This window comes from Cernens ardua (genome assembly GCF_051251085.1).
Classification (GTDB): domain Bacteria; phylum Pseudomonadota; class Gammaproteobacteria; order Pseudomonadales; family Halomonadaceae; genus Cernens; species Cernens ardua.
Genome location: NZ_JBPCZH010000003.1, coordinates 180,018 through 196,743, shown reverse-complemented (window position 1 = coordinate 196,743; position 16,726 = coordinate 180,018). Strand labels below are relative to the sequence as shown.

General features: G+C 49.9%; 14 protein-coding genes. 10 read left to right on the top strand and 4 right to left on the bottom strand.

Annotation, left to right across the window (positions count from 1 at the left end):
• Window positions 1–131 precede the first annotated feature (131 nt).
• Together trhA and ribA are read right to left on the bottom strand one after the other, a co-directional pair.
• A complete protein-coding gene (gene trhA, locus LMG33818_RS07570) occupies window positions 132–830 on the bottom strand; it encodes a PAQR family membrane homeostasis protein TrhA (protein WP_442322757.1) in 699 nt (232 codons plus the stop codon).
• 322 nt (window positions 831–1,152) lie between these two features.
• Window positions 1,153–1,776 carry a GTP cyclohydrolase II gene (gene ribA, locus LMG33818_RS07565; protein WP_442322756.1) on the bottom strand — a complete coding sequence of 208 codons (624 nt, stop codon included), beginning with the start codon at window positions 1,774–1,776 and terminating at the stop codon, window positions 1,153–1,155.
• 352 nt (window positions 1,777–2,128) lie between these two features.
• Here ribA and hemE point away from each other — a divergent pair, with 352 nt between their 5' ends.
• From hemE to LMG33818_RS07535, 6 genes are all read left to right on the top strand, one after another.
• Window positions 2,129–3,190, top strand: coding sequence for a uroporphyrinogen decarboxylase (hemE, locus tag LMG33818_RS07560; RefSeq protein WP_442322755.1), 1,062 nt, complete (start codon window positions 2,129–2,131; stop codon window positions 3,188–3,190).
• Between the two features lie 309 nt (window positions 3,191–3,499).
• The gene (locus LMG33818_RS07555) at window positions 3,500–4,723 is read left to right on the top strand and encodes an ABC transporter substrate-binding protein (protein WP_442322754.1); all 1,224 of its coding nucleotides are present in this window, start codon (window positions 3,500–3,502) and stop codon (window positions 4,721–4,723) included.
• Entirely contained in the window at window positions 4,720–5,922 is a 1,203-nt protein-coding gene (locus LMG33818_RS07550) for a FecCD family ABC transporter permease (RefSeq protein WP_442322753.1), read from the top strand. Before LMG33818_RS07555 ends, LMG33818_RS07550 begins: the two co-directional genes overlap by 4 nt.
• On the top strand, window positions 5,919–7,097 hold the full coding sequence (locus LMG33818_RS07545) for a FecCD family ABC transporter permease (RefSeq protein ID WP_442322752.1): 1,179 nt from the start codon (window positions 5,919–5,921) through the stop codon (window positions 7,095–7,097). The genes LMG33818_RS07550 and LMG33818_RS07545 overlap by 4 nt, the downstream gene beginning before the upstream one ends.
• Window positions 7,094–8,002 carry an ABC transporter ATP-binding protein gene (locus LMG33818_RS07540; RefSeq protein ID WP_442322751.1) on the top strand — a complete coding sequence of 303 codons (909 nt, stop codon included), beginning with the start codon at window positions 7,094–7,096 and terminating at the stop codon, window positions 8,000–8,002. The genes LMG33818_RS07545 and LMG33818_RS07540 overlap by 4 nt, the downstream gene beginning before the upstream one ends.
• A 235-nt stretch (window positions 8,003–8,237) precedes the next feature.
• Window positions 8,238–9,017 carry a ferredoxin--NADP reductase gene (locus LMG33818_RS07535; RefSeq protein ID WP_442322750.1) on the top strand — a complete coding sequence of 260 codons (780 nt, stop codon included), beginning with the start codon at window positions 8,238–8,240 and terminating at the stop codon, window positions 9,015–9,017.
• Window positions 9,018–9,129: 112 nt separating this feature from the next.
• Here LMG33818_RS07535 and glnK read toward each other — a convergent pair whose 3' ends face one another.
• Window positions 9,130–9,468, bottom strand: a complete 339-nt coding sequence (glnK, locus tag LMG33818_RS07530) for a P-II family nitrogen regulator (RefSeq protein ID WP_442322749.1) — start codon at window positions 9,466–9,468, stop codon at window positions 9,130–9,132.
• 876 nt (window positions 9,469–10,344) lie between these two features.
• On the opposite strand from glnK, the gene LMG33818_RS07525 reads away from it, so the two are divergent.
• The 4 genes from LMG33818_RS07525 (at window position 10,345) to LMG33818_RS07510 (ending at window position 15,541) form a co-directional block, all read left to right on the top strand.
• Window positions 10,345–10,608, top strand: a complete 264-nt coding sequence (locus LMG33818_RS07525) for an accessory factor UbiK family protein (protein WP_442322748.1) — start codon at window positions 10,345–10,347, stop codon at window positions 10,606–10,608.
• Window positions 10,609–10,953: 345 nt separating this feature from the next.
• Window positions 10,954–12,993, top strand: a complete 2,040-nt coding sequence (locus LMG33818_RS07520) for an OPT family oligopeptide transporter (RefSeq protein WP_442322747.1) — start codon at window positions 10,954–10,956, stop codon at window positions 12,991–12,993.
• Between the two features lie 106 nt (window positions 12,994–13,099).
• Window positions 13,100–14,611, top strand: coding sequence for a YifB family Mg chelatase-like AAA ATPase (locus LMG33818_RS07515; RefSeq protein ID WP_442322746.1), 1,512 nt, complete (start codon window positions 13,100–13,102; stop codon window positions 14,609–14,611).
• 195 nt (window positions 14,612–14,806) lie between these two features.
• The gene (locus tag LMG33818_RS07510) at window positions 14,807–15,541 is read left to right on the top strand and encodes a murein L,D-transpeptidase catalytic domain family protein (protein ID WP_442322745.1); all 735 of its coding nucleotides are present in this window, start codon (window positions 14,807–14,809) and stop codon (window positions 15,539–15,541) included.
• Window positions 15,542–15,605: 64 nt separating this feature from the next.
• Here LMG33818_RS07510 and LMG33818_RS07505 read toward each other — a convergent pair whose 3' ends face one another.
• Complete coding sequence (locus LMG33818_RS07505; RefSeq protein WP_442322744.1) at window positions 15,606–16,691, bottom strand: pyridoxal phosphate-dependent aminotransferase; 1,086 nt, start codon at window positions 16,689–16,691, stop codon at window positions 15,606–15,608.
• Window positions 16,692–16,726: the final 35 nt, after the last annotated feature.

Here is a 16,726-nt window from a genome sequence, read left to right as displayed (position 1 = left end):
TGGGCTGACAGCCGTAAGCTCTGTAACTGAGGCCAATATGATCCGAAAAAGAGCATAATGTGGGTAAGAACAAGCCCAGTCGTATTGCCCTTATAAATAGCTTTTCATAAAAAGTGTCAGTCCATTCGCTCTTAAAGCGTGTGAATGGCAATGTGAGTGAATGGAATGACCGCAAAATAGATCGCGAGGAAATGGCACACACTTCCACCCAGTACAAACAGGTGCCAAATGGCATGATTAAATGGGAGTTTTTCGATGGCGTAGAAGATGACCCCAAAGGTATATGTCATACCACCCGCCAATAATAGCCATTTACCTGTTGACGAAAGCGTTTGATCCATTGTGCCGGGGAACATGACCATCAACCATCCCATGATGATATAGACAGCAACACGCAGTACGTGGAAGCGTTCCGGCCAAAGCAATTTGGTTACAATACCGATGGCTGCCAGCCCCCATACTAGGCCAAAGAGTGTCCAGCCTACGTCTCCCCGCATATTCACTAGCGCAAAAGGTGTATAAGTACCGGCGATGAGCAGGAAGATAGCGCAGTGATCCAGCTGTTGAAGGATATACCTGCGTCGGGTATGGCGTGCGGCGTGATAAAGGGTAGACGTGAGGTACAGGCCAGTAAGACATAGCCCGTAAATAGTGACACTGACAATTTTCCAGGGATCGACAGCCAGACTGGCCACTACGATCAGTACGACCATCCCCGCCACACTCAGCAATGCACCCAAGCCATGGCTAAGACTGTTCATCCGCTCTTCAAGGCGTGCCTGCCCCTGAAAATCCAGCATATTATTATTGGTTGATGTTGGCGATTGCAAAGCGTTTTCTCCTATCCTGAATCATCAAGGGAACCACGGATAGCACCATGCTTCTCTGGAGTCAGACCTGCCCAATGGGAATAAATTCAGTGAGGTACTGAATTCTTGCCGATTGGAATTTATAACAGGCCTGTATTTCGCTAATGCGACATGCATTTATTTACATGTATCAGTTCCATGCAAGGAATATGCTTTGGCTGAGCCCCTGCAGAATACTGAAAGAATCATGAGGTGATGCGTTTAACCTTACATTTCAACGCTACAAAAATACCGGGGCGGAATCAATATATTGTCGCGATGAAATGAAGGAAAAAGAGGGGGGTCAGAAAGGTTGCTCATCTGAATGCGTAAAGTCATCCAGTGTCATCATATGACCCAGTTTGTTAGCCTTGGTGCTCAAATAGTGCTCGTTATACTCATTCAGACCTGTGGTGAGGGGCTGGCGCTCGACGACGTTGACTCCGGCTTTGGTTAATGCACTCACTTTACGTGGATTATTCGTCATTAACATCAGCGAATGAATACCCAAATGTTCAAGCATGGGAGCACACATGTCATAACGGCGCATGTCTGCTTCAAATCCGAGCGCCAGATTGGCTTCGACTGTATCATACCCTTCGTCCTGAAGATGATAGGCACGGATTTTATTGATAAGTCCAATGCCACGGCCTTCCTGACGCAAATAAAGCAGTACGCCACGACCCGCTTCTGCAATGCGCTTCATGGCCTCTTCCAATTGAAAACCGCAATCACACCGGCGTGAAAACAAAGCATCGCCCGTCAGACATTCAGAGTGAATACGACCGAGCACCGGTGTGCCATCACTGAAATCACCCAAGGTCAGAGCGACATGTTCCTTGCCTGTTTCATCATCCTGAAAACCATGCATCGTAAAATTGGCGATGGCATTGGGTAGTCGGCAGCTTGAAATATAACGTAGAGCCACAGAGACCTCACATCAGCTGCCAGAGTAGCCCGACAGCATTTGATCAATGAAATAACGCGTTACTTTATCACTCTTTCTGCATTTCGTCTTACTACGATTGGGCCTATTTATAGTCTAAATATACTCAAGACCATATTCTCCCTTTCTGGATGCCTCTAACGGGGCAAATGCTGCCATCGATACGCTGAGTAATACCCTTTAATCTTTCATGCCAAAAGGCCTTTTTCAGCATACGAGACTGTCAGGGAATAGGTAATGGTTACAGTCGTTATAGGAAGAGCCAACTCGGCAGTAGTCCGTATTATCAGTTAGAATAGGGGCATTATTCACTCATACCAAACGAGATTGCTGCATGAGTTTGAAAAACGACCGTTTTCTGCGAGCGCTATTACGTCAGCCCGTTGATCGTACCCCCGTCTGGATGATGCGTCAGGCAGGGCGATATTTGCCTGAGTATCGTGAAACGCGTGCGCAAGCGGGAGATTTCATGTCCCTGTGCCGCAACTCGGCACTGGCCTGTGAAGTGACATTACAGCCGTTGCGTCGTTATTCGTTGGATGCGGCTATCCTCTTTTCGGATATTCTGACCATTCCAGATGCCATGGGGCTTGGTTTACATTTCGAGCCCGGTGTGGGGCCTAAATTCACGCATCCGGTACAGGATCGGGCGGCTATTGATGCGTTGAAAAAGCCGAACATGACAAGCGATCTGGGGTATGTTACTGAAGCCGTTAGTGTTATTCGCCGCGAGCTGAATGGTACGGTACCGCTGATAGGGTTTTCAGGTAGTCCGTGGACACTGGCGACCTACATGGTGGAAGGTGGCCCAAGCAAGGATTTTCGCCATATCAAGGCCATGATGTACAGCGACCCTGAAACATTGCACGCTCTCTTGTCATTGTTGGCAGACAGCGTGACGGACTACCTCAATGCGCAGATCCTGGCCGGTGCACAGGCCGTTCAGATTTTTGATACCTGGGGCGGCGTGTTAACGACACCCGCGTATCAGGCCTTCTCACTGGATTATATGAAGCGCATCGTGGAAGGGCTCATACGCGAACATGAAGGGCGTGAAGTGCCGGTAATTCTTTTCACTAAGCAGGGTGGGCAGTGGCTGGAAGCCATCGCAGACAGCGGCTGTTCAGCGATAGGGGTGGACTGGGGGATTGAGCTCTCTCAAGCACGAGCACGTGTAGGGAACAAGGTCGCCATTCAAGGGAACCTGGACCCCAATGTGCTCTTTGGTACGCCTGAGGTTATTCGTAGCGAAGTAGCCCGTACACTGAAAAGCTATGGTCACGGTGAGGGGCATATATTCAATCTTGGACACGGAATTTCGCAATTTACAGCGCCCGAAAGCGTGAATATCATGCTGGATGCTTTGCACGAATCAAGCCCGCAATATCACTCATAGCACCTTACCTTGTCGCTTTTACATGCCGTCTACCTTGAATAAAGTTAGGCGGTTTTTTTTATCCCCCCACGTAGAAAACTTTCTTTAATCTTAATTCTACGGTTCTTTTTCCTAAATATAATGAAACTCATTTTCAATTAAGTGACACTTCTTTCTGAATGCGGTGTATTGGTCTTTTTAGTCCACTACATTTTAGATGGCACTTTATCTGACCTTGTCATGCGGTACGTTAGTGAGTATTTACTGCATTCTGAATTCCTATCTGAATCGCTGATCCATGGGGCTGTATCGTATGGGGTGTTTATCATCATGCTTACCGCTTGTTTATTGATTGCCTGTTTCAAATGGCTGTTTCCAAAGCAGTTTCATCGTCTCATATCAGGTCGATTGTCACGTTATGCGGCTAACATCATGCCGCGTGTAGACGCACTATGTACCTTTGTTGCCTCACGACGCCGACGAGTCATCAAGGTATGTCAGTCACTCTGGCGTTTTCTCTACTCTTTAAAAGTAAGTACCCACTTGCATATGTTGCTGCGTCAATGGGTTCTTTTTATGGCAAGAGGTAAAGGGATGGTTGTGCTTGCCGTGGTAGTGGCAAGCCTGAATGGCATCGCTCCCGCCAATGCAGTGGCAGCAGTACTTCCCGGGGAAGGTAATATCATTGAGACAGCCTTCGGTGATGTGCAGGTACCTGCTTCACCCAAACGTATTGTTACTCTCTATGAAGCGGCCCTGGACACTGTGGTGGCTGTGGGTAGTCATCCTATTGGTGCTGTCGCGACGCGTGGTGGCAAGTCAGTGGCTACTTACTTACGCAAAGATACCGAGCGTGTCGCAATTGTGGGCACACCTCGTGAGATTAATCTGGAGCGGGTGTTGGGCCTTAAGCCGGATCTGATTTTGGCTAGTCCTTATACCCAGCCTGAGCTTTATCGTCGGTTGAGTCGCATTGCGCCTACGATTGTTCCCCCCCGTATCGTTGATGATCCTTTTGCGCCGGGGTATTGGCGCAAAGAGGCTTTACTGTTTGCTTCTGCACTGGGAAAGTCCGTGCAGATCAATGATGTTTTCCGGCAACTGGATTTACGTATTCAGCACATCAAAGTGCAATTGGGAGCCCAAACAAAACTGCCATTGGTGCTGATTCGGTGGTTACCGCAAGGTGCAGTGGTGATGTCAGACAGGGTATTTGCCGGTGAGCTGGTCAGGCAATTGGGGTTTCCGTCATTTCCCCTTGCTCGTCAGATGATGCGTCAACCACATTCAGACGTCATTGGTCTAGAACATCTGAAGCAAGTTGATCACGGATGGATTGTTCTGGCGACGTTAAATCATCAGGGAGAAAGCGCGCTTGGCCGCGCACGCCTCCACCCTGCAATGAAAAGGCTTGAGGCTGTCAGGAAGGGACGTGTTATCGCGGTGGATGGTTCCCTGTGGACGAGTGCGGCAGGTCCGTTGGCAGCAAACGCTATTCTTGATGATCTCGAGAACAAAATGGTATTACCAAGACCCTCAGAGGTTCCCGGATGAGCGAGTTGCCTTTGGTAAGACGCCGCTTTTTTTCAAATTACGGCATATTGAAATTCGCCCGCCAGCCAAAAGCCAGCTTCATTATTGTTACTTGCCTTCTGGTGAGTGTCACTCTGCTGGAGGTCCTGCAAGGGAGCGGGGAAATATCGGCAAGGCCCTTGCTGTCTTCCCTTTGGCAGGATAACGAAGACGCTCTATATGTTTTGGGCGAGTTAAGGTTGCCGCGATTATGGGCGGGCTTGCTGGCCGGGGTGTCGTTGGGGGTAGCGGGATACTTGGTTCAAGTAATCACCAAAAATCCATTGGCTGATCCGGATTTGCTGGGCGTGACTCCTGCCGCATTGGTACTTGTCGCTTTTTCCATGTTTATGGGCGTTACCCTGGCTATGGCTCAGGTGTGGATAGCCTCCTTGGGCGCTCTTTTTACGCTTGGCACGATGATGATCGTATTTCGAGAGCATCGTGAAGGCTCACGTATAAGAAATGGGATGATGGGGACTTCCTCCAATGATCCACTTCGTTTGGTATTGGCCGGTGCCGCACTCAAAGGAACACTGATGGCCTTCACTGCCATTTTACTGTTACTGGATCAGCACACCGCGGATGAAATGCGATTCTGGGTTATGGGCTCGATTGCGGGCAGCTCACGTACCCAGATAAGCACTGTGTTGATACCTTTTAGCGTGGGGATCCTATTGGTTATTGGTGGTGCCCGCTTTTTTCCCGCTCTCATATTGAATGAAGAAATGACTCGATCACTGGGGTATCGTCCTGCGTGGATTCGTGCAGTTGCATTAACAGCGATCGCTTTATTGAGCGGGGTCTCTGTGGTTCTGGCGGGGCCGATTTCATTCCTGGGCATGCTTGTCCCCACTATGGCTCGTCGTTTATTGGGGATGCAGTCTCGTTATATGTTGCCCATGTGTGCTTTATTGGGGGCGCTTTTGCTGTTAATGGCTGATACTTGCGCCCGCAACGTTGCCCCTCCCAGCGAACAACCCCTTAATCTTGTCATGGCATTGTTGGGTGCTCCCTTTCTGATCAGTGTTGTTTATCGTCGAAGGGGGGGGGGAAGTTACAGAAAGCACATTTATACTCAAAATGGCATGAGCGGCAAAAAAGGCACTGATCCTGAAATAGACATTGACCATGAAAAAGACACCGAAGCTGAAACAGGTATCGACAGGATAACGTCATGACCCGTGATGAAAAGGAAATGAGTGATCTTGATTGTTCAGCAGCTGCCTATGTGAAAAGCCGTACGATGTCTTCTTCCCGTTCGGTGGATACCTTGAGTGGTACGATTCACGTTGTACTCCCTTTTTTGCGAAAGCGAGTATTCCGTCCTTCTGCTGACCGTCATGCATCCTGTTTTTGCTTTCTTGTCTCCCGCCGAGCGCTTCGAGCGGGGATGTGGCTGACCTGTATTCTCTTTCTTAGTGCTCTGGCAGGATTGATGTGCGGTAATTTGATGATTTCTCCCTTCCGAGTGATTGAAGCACTTTTCCATGGCGGAGAACCCGCTGATCTTTTCCTCATTAATGAGTTACGACTACCCCGTATATCAGCCGCTATCGCCAGTGGTGCCGGCTTTGCGTTAGCTGGGTGTCTGATGCAAACCCTGACACGTAATCGATTGGCTGTACCGGACGTGATTGGTATAGGTCAAGCCGCCACCCTGGGTGCCGTATTTGCCATTGCCTTCTTTCCCTCTGGCGTTGAGGCAACCTGGTGGGCCATGATCGCGGCTTTCGGGATAGTCGTACTGACCTTTCTGCTGGCTGGCGGTATATCTCAAGGTGGATTCGGTTTCGCCGTCATTGGTGTGGGGATAGGAGCACTCTGCCATGCCCTGACAACATTGCTGCTCGCACGTAATAGTCTTGAATTTGCCAATACCACGGCTTCATGGACTACCGGAAGTCTAGGTAATACTTCCCAGGCTGCACTTATACGCATGTGGGTCGCATTGGCACTGTGTTTGCCTGTCTCTTTTTGGCTAGGTTTCAGGCTACGTACCCTCTACTTTGCTGACACTTTGATCAGGGCATGGGGCATACGGCTTTCAGTCATTCGGTTAGCGCTGTTGCTGCAGGCTGTTATCTGTGCATCACTGGCCATCGCGTTGGCGGGGCCTGTTGCCATGATAGGATTGATGGGGCCTGAAATAGCTCGTGCGATAACGGGCCGTCATTCAGTGCCTTTCATCAATGCCATGTTGGCAGGCGCAACGTTAATGGTGATTGCCGATACCCTGGGACGTACGATTTTCGGGGATATTGAAATCCCGGTAGGGATTATCACGGCATTGTTGGGTGGGCCTTGCCTGCTCTGGATATTGTTCAGATATTCAGAAAAAGGAGGTTCCCTATGAAAGCGATACCAAAGCGAGGCGGCCTGCTCCCGGATTGTCTGCATACAAGGGAAACAGTCTCTCAGTCGGATGTCGAACAGGAGAAAGGCCGCTCACGTATAGGTGAGCGTATTAATGGGGCACCCCTCTTACGGGCCGAAGGGCTGACGCTAACGTATGCGAATACGGTGGTGGTTGAAGACTTCACTCAAGTCTTTCCACCCCAAAAGGTCACTGCCATTATCGGGCCGAACGGCTGTGGTAAATCGACCCTGCTGACAGGATTGGCTCGGCTGAAAAAACCTGCCGCCGGGCAGGTTTTATTGGACGATGTGCCACTATCCCGTAAATCGCCCAACTGGATTGCACGTAACCTGGCACTTTTATCTCAACAACCGCAGGCTCCTGAGGGGATATCTGTCGCAGAGCTGATTCGCTTTGGGCGCCAGCCATACTTACGGTGGTGGCAGCAATGGAGCCGCGACGACCAGCAGTGGGTAGAGTATTCCCTCGCGGTGACACACTTGGAGGACTATGCTCATCGCCCGCTGGCCTCCCTTTCTGGTGGTCAGCGTCAGCGAGCATGGTTAGCCATGACAATTGCACAATCCACACCGCTGCTCTTGTTGGATGAACCCACCTCTGCGCTGGATATTGGTCATCAAATTGAAGTTTTTGAGCTAATACGCCATTTATCACGTGCAGAAGGTAAAACGGTTATCATGGTGGTGCATGATCTGATGAATGCGTGTCGGTATGCCGACCATTTGATTGCGATGCATGAAGGAAAAATCATCGCAGCGGGAGCGCCTACCGATATCATGACTTCTGAACTCATGAAGACGCTTTATCATATCGACTGCGCGTTTATCACGGATCCTCTCACTCAAAGCCCACTCCTGACTCGTGTACGTTCCTGCCACTAAGGGGAGGAGTTGAGCTGTCCCAAGGGGCAATAAGTGATCATGAGTATGATGTTTCAAAAGAACAAGGCACTTGGGACGTCATCTGTTAAACGAGTATAGATTGAATGTGGTACAGATGTTAAAGGAGCACAGACGCGCTTTCCCCGACAGGTTATAATGAATAAAACTCTTCCTTTTACGGAAATGGCTCCCTATTTTATTTGAAGACGTCTAATGTGACGCAAGAGAGCAGGTCGTGAGCAGCAAGTTTTCTACCGAGCGTGTTTTAAGCGTAACTCACTGGAACGAGACGCTTTTCAGTTTTACCTGTACCCGTGAGCGTGGGCTCCGCTTCAAGAATGGGCAATTCGTAATGATTGGCCTTGAAGTGGAAGGTCGCCCGCTAGTTCGTGCCTATTCGATTGCCAGCCCAAACTATCAGGATCATCTGGAATTTTTCTCGATCAAGGTACCTGATGGCCCGCTGACTTCCCGCCTGCAACATCTGCAAGTGGATGATTCCGTTCTAGTAAGCCGTAAACCGACGGGAACGCTGGTGCTTGATGACCTGCGTGAAGGGCGGCATCTGTACTTGTTTTCAACTGGAACAGGGCTGGCTCCCTTCATGAGCCTGATTCAGGACCCGGAAGCCTATGACCGTTTCGACAAAATCATTCTGGTACACGGTGTCCGTTGGACGAGCGAGCTGGCTTACCATAAGTTCATCACTGAGACGCTGCCGACGCATGAGTATCTGGCAGACGAAATCAGGGAAAAACTCATTTATTATCCGACAGTTACACGTGACGAATTTCATACACAAGGTCGTTTGACGGACCATATTCGTAGTGGAAAGCTCGCTTCTGATATCGGATTACCTCCGCTGAGTCCCACCAATGACCGTGCGATGATATGCGGGAGCCCGGCCATGCTGGACGAGACTTCTCAGGTATTGGATGAGCTGGGCTTTCAGATTTCCCCGAGGATGGGGGAGGCTGGCGACTATGTGATTGAACGTGCCTTCGTTGAAAAATAGGAGCACGTCCATCAGCCAACAAGACCTGCCCGAGACATTTCTCTGGCAGGTCCTGGGGTAGGAAAGCGTGGCTTGGGTAGCTGCACTTTCACGTTGACAGCCTGTGAAGTAGTTATACGGCGTCTGGGCCTGTTTCACCGGTACGGATACGGATGACTTGCTCCAGCGGAGAGACAAAAATCTTGCCATCGCCGATCTTGCCTGTGTTGGCGACAGATGAGATCGCTTCGATAACCTGGTCGACCATACTATCATCTATGGCTGCTTCCAGTTTGACCTTCGGAAGAAAGTCCACCACATACTCTGCCCCTCTGTAGAGCTCGGTATGTCCTTTTTGGCGACCAAAGCCTTTTACCTCAGTCACTGTGATGCCCTGAATGCCAATTTCCGAAAGTGCTTCACGCACGTCGTCCAGCTTAAAGGGTTTGATAATCGCGGACACCAGTTTCATTGTCTGTCTTCCTTGGCTAATACGGGAATCTTTGTGTAGGCAGGAGAATATTCCCCTGACAGCTATAGAAATATACAGAAATACGAGAAATATGACTTTCCATAGTGGCTGCTTGTTTTTCTGTGCACGACCCTTTCTTATTTATGGATGCGAAGCATGAATAAGTATAGTGGCTTCTCTCACGTGGTCATATGGTGTCATGATAGCGTGAATTACGCACATAATGTCTGATGTTTGCGCTAATTTCCTCAGAATGTTTATCCTGAAAAATGATGGTCCATTCAAGGGTGCGACAAACTGAATCGTCATTCTCCCACTGGGCAGACATCATGCCATATTTCAATTAATTGTAATAATATCATTGGGTTACGATGAGTGGAGAATGGGATTGTCCTGCCGAAAATACTGACCAGACTGGATTGTCAATGGCATTTGCCTTGTGATGGTGCATCAAGTGCCGTTAAATATTTTCATTGGCACCAAATTGGTGCGTCAATGTCAGCGATCCAGGCGTATGAGTGGATACATGACCCTACACCTCTTCAGCGATGCCATCCGCTTTCTGATGAGTTATTATTGGTGTCCAAGGTAATGGTCGTAATCAAATGAGGGGTTGTGGGTAAACTGCCGATACTTTGCAAATACGCTATAGATTCATGTGTTAACGGGTACGTGAGCCAGCAGATGTACAAGTCAACAATATCGTAATGGTTAATACTTCGTAGTCTTGAGTACTTTAGAGCACGAAGTACATATCATATAGAGTATGTAGCAAGAGCATGGGCTGTAAGTCAGGCAATTCATCATTCCCGGGATCATGGCTGTAGTACAGGCAGTGCCACACACGCTTATCAAGTATTTTATGGAGTAATTATCATGTCCAATAATGAGATTTTTGGCCGCATTGCACAGCATCTGGGAGATCGCCTTTCCAACGTGTCGCAGGCTCCCGAAGAGATTCAGAAAACGGTTCAGGGTGCGATGAAAGGCGCGTTTGACCGTTTGGATCTGGTGTCTCGAGAAGACTTCGATATCATGATGGATGTTCTGACACGTACACGAGCTCGTGTAGAAGCTCTGGAAAAACGCTTGGCTGAACTTGAAGAAAAATTGCCGGCAGAAGAGCTTGCTAACAAGTAAGGGCGCGCTGGGTCGTTCTTTTCCAGTCGGCTGACTGGGGTAGGGAACTCTGATCATGAATGCCGCTGGCGCTCAATGATGCGTTATTTTATTGAGCAGTGCGTTTCATTTTGTACCAGCGGTGGCGGCACATTATGATCAGACGATGAATGTGTATTTCTGACATCCTGCATGCCTGTTTCTCATCTCAAGTAGAAAGTCCTTTCCCGCTTTTCCTGCCAGACGTGTTAAGGTGCACCCTTTGTGGCTTACACTGTACTTCCTTTCAGGGAGTGCCGGGCCAGCAAGTTATCACTATTTCCGGTTTTGATCGCGCCCATGGGCGCTCTTTTGAATGGTACAAAAATGTCCTCATCTTCCCCCGTCGAGTTGACATTGCGTGGTGTGATTCTGGGTGCACTCATCACAATTGTTTTTACTGCAGCCAATATATATCTGGGCCTGAAGGTGGGTCTGACCTTCGCCTCGTCTATTCCTGCATCGGTCATATCCATGGCGGTCCTGCGCTATTTTCGAGGATCGAACATTCTCGAAAATAATATGGTGCAGACCCAGGCTTCTGCGGCAGGTACGTTGTCATCCGTTATTTTTATCCTTCCCGGGCTATTAATGATGGGCTATTGGAGTGGCTTCCCCTTTTGGCAAACCACTTTTATCTGTGCCACGGGCGGTATTCTTGGTGTCCTGTTCACGATTCCTCTTCGCCATGTCATGGTTGTACAAAGTGATCTTCCTTATCCGGAGGGAATTGCTGCGGCCGAAATCCTGCGTGTTGGCAGTCCGACCCAAAATACAGAAGGCGTTTCCGATCATCACAATAAATCGGGGGTTGAGGATGGACGCGCGCTCCCCGGTGGCCGTGAATTGGTGGTTGGAAGTGGTATTTCTGCATTGTTTGCGCTGGCTACCAGTGGCTTTCGATTATTGACGGATTCAGTCACATATTGGGTGACTGCTGGGCGTACCGCTTTCCAGTTTTCGACGGGATTCTCGCTGGCGATGGTCGGAGCCGGCTATTTGATGGGAATTCGTGGTGGGATTGCGACCCTCGTGGGTATCGTTTTCAATTGGGAAGTCGTCGTTCCCTGGGTGATGCACCACACTGCTAATCCTGCAGGAATATCTCCTTCTGATCTTGCTATGCAGGTGTGGTCTTCTCAAGTACGCTTTATGGGGGCAGGTGTTATTGGTGTTGCAGCCATCTGGACGCTGTTGACGTTGCTGAAGCCCATGTTTCTGGGTGTTGTCAGCTCTTTGAAAGCGGTCAGCAAGGTGGACGTCGGACAGTCACGAATGGATCGTGATCTTTCCCCACGCCTGGTCGGGGGGCTCTCTATTCTGCTGCTCCTGGCCCTGTTGGTTATCTTTTATCAGTTTCTTCATCATGCAGCGCCCACTCTATCCGTTACGGTGCTATGGGCAACAGTTATTGCCTGTACCCTGTTTGCCTTTATCTTCGGATTTCTAGTGGCTGCAGCCTGTGGTTATATGGCGGGGCTGATTGGCTCTTCCAGTAGTCCCATTTCAGGTATCGGTATCATTGGCGTGATTCTGGTCGCTCTAGTGATTCTAGCCTTGCAACATCTTGTAGGGAGCCTGGGGCCTGATGGCACTCATTTGGCTATTGCTCTGACTCTTTTCACGACCTCAATCGTGATTTGTATGGCGGCTATATCCAACGATAATCTACAGGATTTGAAATCAGGCTACCTGATCGGTGCCACACCCGCCAAGCAGCAGATCGCATTGATTATTGGCTGTGTTGTTGGTGCATTGATTATTGCTCCTGTACTGCAGTTGTTGTACGAAGCCTATGGCTTCACTGGAGCCATGCCTCATCCGGGCATGGATACTAGTCAGGCGCTGGGAGCACCTCAGGCGACACTGATGACGGCAATCGCTGATGGTATTTTCCACCATCAAATGCAGTGGGGCATGTTGTTTGACGGCATCGTTGTCGGCATTGTGGTGATTATCATTGATTCACTTCTACGTCGTACCGGTCGTGCAAGCCTTCCTGCCATTGCGGTAGGTATGGGAATCTATCTACCTGCCAGCGTGAATATGCCGCTGATTTTTGGGGCCTTTATTTCCTGGTTGGTCACTGTTCGCCTGAGATCAAGGGCCAAGCGTTTGGGTGAATCGGTTGAGCGTGTCAGCGATCGCCCCAAACGTCGTGGCGTACTGTTGGCCTCAGGATTGATCGTGGGTGAAAGTCTTGTGGGCATCCTTATTGCTGTATTGATCGGTGCGACAGGGAATGAAGCACCGTTGGCACTCGTCGGTAACAGCTTTGCCGGAATATCACAGGTTCTTACGCTGATCCTGTTCTTCCTGTTCTGTGTCTGGCTGTACCGTTATATTCTTCGTTATCGTATTAAATAATATTTGGCTTTGATTTAGCTGAAGATTCGCATTTTTCTATTTATTCCTGCTTCAAAATGAGGGCTAGCGGTCGATAAAAGATTCCAGAAACATAAAAGGAATCAACATGTCGATCGCTATCATACAAAGCCGGGCCTTGGTAGGGCTTGATGCGCCCTTGGTGCAAGTAGAAGTACATATCTCCAATGGTTTGCCCGGGCTAGCCATTGTCGGATTACCTGAAACGGCGGTCAGGGAAAGCCGTGAACGGGTGCGTAGTGCTTTGTTGAATGCGGGGTTGGACTATCCGGCCCGGCGTATCACCCTCAATCTCGCGCCGGCAGACCTTCCAAAGGAAGGGGGTCGCTTTGATCTTCCCATCGCGGTAGCCATGATGATGGCCTCAGGACAAATCGATTCTTCTTCGATGAATAGCATCGAGTGCGTTGGAGAATTGGCGCTGGATGGTAGTGTTCGTTCCGTCGGCTCGATTCTTCCTGTTGCGCTAGCAGCCAAAAAACGAGGGGCGGCGTTGATGGTGGCGCAAGAGGATGCCCACGAAGCAGCCTTGGTGGAAGGTTTAGTGGTTCTTGCCGTTAGCCATCTCAGGGAGGTTGTTAGTCATTGTCGAAAGCAACGCCCCCTTACACCTCTTTCTACCACACATCTTTCGCCGGCTATACATGTTTCACCTGATCTTTCTGATGTACGCGGTCAATTCCAGGCTCGCCGTGCGTTGGAGATAGCCGCTGCAGGAGGGCATAACCTTCTGTTTGCAGGCCCTCCTGGTACGGGTAAAAGCATGTTGGCTTCACGTTTGCCCGGACTCCTTCCTCCATTGTTAGCCGAGCAGTGTCTGGAAGTGGCCGCTATACGGTCTCGCTCAGGGATGCCGCCTACGCAGGAATGGGGCATTCGTCCTTTTAGAACACCGCACCACGGTACCACGGCAGCCGCTCTCATCGGTGGCGGTAGCCCGCTGGTGCCCGGAGAAATCACACTGGCACATCATGGTGTCCTTTTTCTTGATGAACTTCCCGAGTTCGAGCGTCGTGCGCTGGAAGGGTTAAGAGAACCAATGGAGATGCAAGTGGTCTCAATAGCACGCGTCGGGCGACAGGCGGTATTTCCAGCGGCCTTTCAGCTTATTGCTGCGATGAATCCATGCCCGTGCGGGCATCTGGGAGATTCGCGAAGAGCCTGCCGTTGTAGCACGAGTCAAATTCAACGCTACCGTGCTCGAATATCCGGCCCATTACTGGATCGTATTGATCTTCAAGTGGAGGTTGTTGCGGCATCTGCTGAAGTGCTGGCAGCGCAAAAGCCCGGTGAAGCATCTGATGTGGTGCGTCTGAGAGTTATCAAGGCGCGTGAACGGCAGGCAATGCGGGGCGTGCTAAATGCACGATTGGCAATTCCGGCGCTGGAAGCCGCGTGTCGTCTGGATGATACCGAACGCAATTGGCTGGCACACTCTCTGGATCGTCTAGGATATTCGACTCGCAGTTATCATCGGGTTCTACGCGTTGCATTGACGATTGCAGACCTGGAACAATCGGAGCAACTTACCCGAGAGCATTTGCTTGAAGCATTGGGCTATCGTCAATTGGATAAACTTCTGCGGGGTGAAGAACATTAGCAGGAAAAATATTTACGTGTGAAAACCCGCATCAAGGGTTGCCAGTTACGTTCACGTGGTGCATTGTTATAGCATAATCATTGCTTTTATCCTTTTTTAAGTGCTTTTTCTGCGCCATTTTTACCTTTTTATCCTTTATTACTCTTAATTTTTACCATGAAATATTTATACGGCGTTTTATTTTCGGTTTTTTTAATGTCACCGTTAATTGTCAAAGCCAATGCGGATCAGTTGGTTCAATACCCTGATGGCTTACATGTGAGCACACCCGGGGCGGGCGCTTTTCCAACAGCCCAACGTCTTGCGAAAGAGGCACCGGGTATCAATATAGACGTATTGGCGCTGGCACTCTCAGCCATGCGTTGCGCTCAGGCACATGGGCAAGGCGTTGATGCACATCGGTTGGCGGTAATTGACTATAGTCGATCCTCGCGCACGCCCCGTCTATGGGTATTTGACCTTCCACATCGTAAGTTGCTCTTTCATGAATTGGTTGCCCATGGCTCAGGGTCTGGGGGGGATATCCCCGATCGTTTTTCCAACAAGAATGATTCACATGCTTCCAGTCTGGGCCTTTATCTGACAGGGGATACCTATCAGGGACACAATGGTATTTCCTTGCGTATGGATGGGTTGGAACCGGGCTATAACAGTGCAGCCATGGAACGCGATATCGTTCTGCATGGGGCTACATATGTGAATGGCCAAATCGGTAGTGAGCTGGGCAGGCTTGGTAGAAGCTGGGGCTGTCCTGCGGTACCAAAACCACTGGCAAGACCCATTATTGATGTCATGAAGGACGGGCAATTCCTTTTTGCTTATTATCCGGAGAAAGCATGGCTGCTACGTTCTTCTATCGAACGTTGTGCTGCGGCAAGGCTGGCTCAGGAAAGTAACCAGAGCATTGTCAATACGCTTGCGGAGCGTTGAAACTCAGGGTCACAGGACTCGTGGAACCTGTCAGCGTAGTAGAGCCCTGTGCCCTGATGTCGGCTTAAGCTTTCGTATCCCACAGGTCCCAATGTGAGGGAGTGAGCGCATCCTCTACCGTGGTGATTCGCAAAATGTGACCCAATGCAGGGTGCGGTGGGCGATGTACAATCACGTCTTTTGCCAGTAGGGCTTTTTGTGCATTGCTTGCGTCTTCGGCACTCTGAAATCGTACGGCGACAAAATTGGTGGCACTTGGCAGGACTTCCAGCCCTTTACTTTCAAGAAGTGCCGTCAGTTGGGCTCTATTTTTCTTGACCTGTTCGATATGGGCATGTACTTCATCCTGCTCCAGGACCATCATTTCGGCAATTGCGAGTGAAACCGAGGCGACGGAATAGTGTATGCGTGCTTTCATCAGAAGCTGGATAACATCTTCGTTTGCAATAGCGTACCCAACACGTAGCCCTGCCATCCCATAGGCTTTTGAAAACGTACGTAGCCGGATAGCGCCTTCAATTGGCGTATTGTCCTTTTCTTCCTGAAATTCGTGATAAGCCTCGTCCAGAATTAAAGTCGTATCTGCAGGGAGGCGGTCCTTGAAGGTGCGAATCTCGGCGCTGGAAAACAGGTGTCCGCTTGGGTTGTCAGGATTGGCGAGATACACGACACGGGCCTTGTGTTGTTGTGCAGCCTCAACCAATGCATCCAGGTTTGGTGCCAGTAGACCAGGCCCTTCTTTATAATGTGGTTCGATCAGTTGGCATCCTGTGCTTTGGGCAAAATAACTGAAAGTGGGATATGTGCCTGCTGCAGCGATAGCAATATCGCCCGGTTCACAGAATGCTCTCAGGCATAGTGCAATCAGGCTGTCTGCCCCTGCATCTACAATGATCTGATCTGCCTGAATATCAAGTAGCGCGGCAAGTGACTGCCTCAGATCATAACACTGAGAGTCGGAATAGCGGCGTGCCAGGGCGGCTACATTATCGCCATACATTTTGCGCAGCGACTTATGAGGCATATCGAGCCCTTCATTTGAACCCAATTGGTGTTGCAGGTGCCGCCCGAGTTTTCGCTCCAATGCTGCCAGCCCGGGGAATGGATTGTGTGGACCTTCACGGTCCAAATGTGCTGCAAAGGAACGCATATCTCCTCCGATATATCTGCTCGGGAAAACCCTAT

Bases quoted from the DNA above. Each gene is read 5' to 3' on its own strand.
- hemE (WP_442322755.1), top strand. From the start codon at position 2,129: ATGAGTTTGAAAAACGACCGTTTTCTGCGAGCGCTATTACGTCAGCCC.
- LMG33818_RS07555 (WP_442322754.1), top strand. From the start codon at position 3,500: ATGCTTACCGCTTGTTTATTGATTGCCTGTTTCAAATGGCTGTTTCCA.
- LMG33818_RS07550 (WP_442322753.1), top strand. From the start codon at position 4,720: ATGAGCGAGTTGCCTTTGGTAAGACGCCGCTTTTTTTCAAATTACGGC.
- LMG33818_RS07545 (WP_442322752.1), top strand. From the start codon at position 5,919: ATGACCCGTGATGAAAAGGAAATGAGTGATCTTGATTGTTCAGCAGCT.
- LMG33818_RS07540 (WP_442322751.1), top strand. From the start codon at position 7,094: ATGAAAGCGATACCAAAGCGAGGCGGCCTGCTCCCGGATTGTCTGCAT.
- glnK (WP_442322749.1), bottom strand. From the start codon at position 9,468: ATGAAACTGGTGTCCGCGATTATCAAACCCTTTAAGCTGGACGACGTG.
- LMG33818_RS07525 (WP_442322748.1), top strand. From the start codon at position 10,345: ATGTCCAATAATGAGATTTTTGGCCGCATTGCACAGCATCTGGGAGAT.
- LMG33818_RS07520 (WP_442322747.1), top strand. From the start codon at position 10,954: ATGTCCTCATCTTCCCCCGTCGAGTTGACATTGCGTGGTGTGATTCTG.
- LMG33818_RS07515 (WP_442322746.1), top strand. From the start codon at position 13,100: ATGTCGATCGCTATCATACAAAGCCGGGCCTTGGTAGGGCTTGATGCG.
- LMG33818_RS07510 (WP_442322745.1), top strand. From the start codon at position 14,807: ATGTCACCGTTAATTGTCAAAGCCAATGCGGATCAGTTGGTTCAATAC.
- LMG33818_RS07505 (WP_442322744.1), bottom strand. From the start codon at position 16,691: ATGCGTTCCTTTGCAGCACATTTGGACCGTGAAGGTCCACACAATCCA.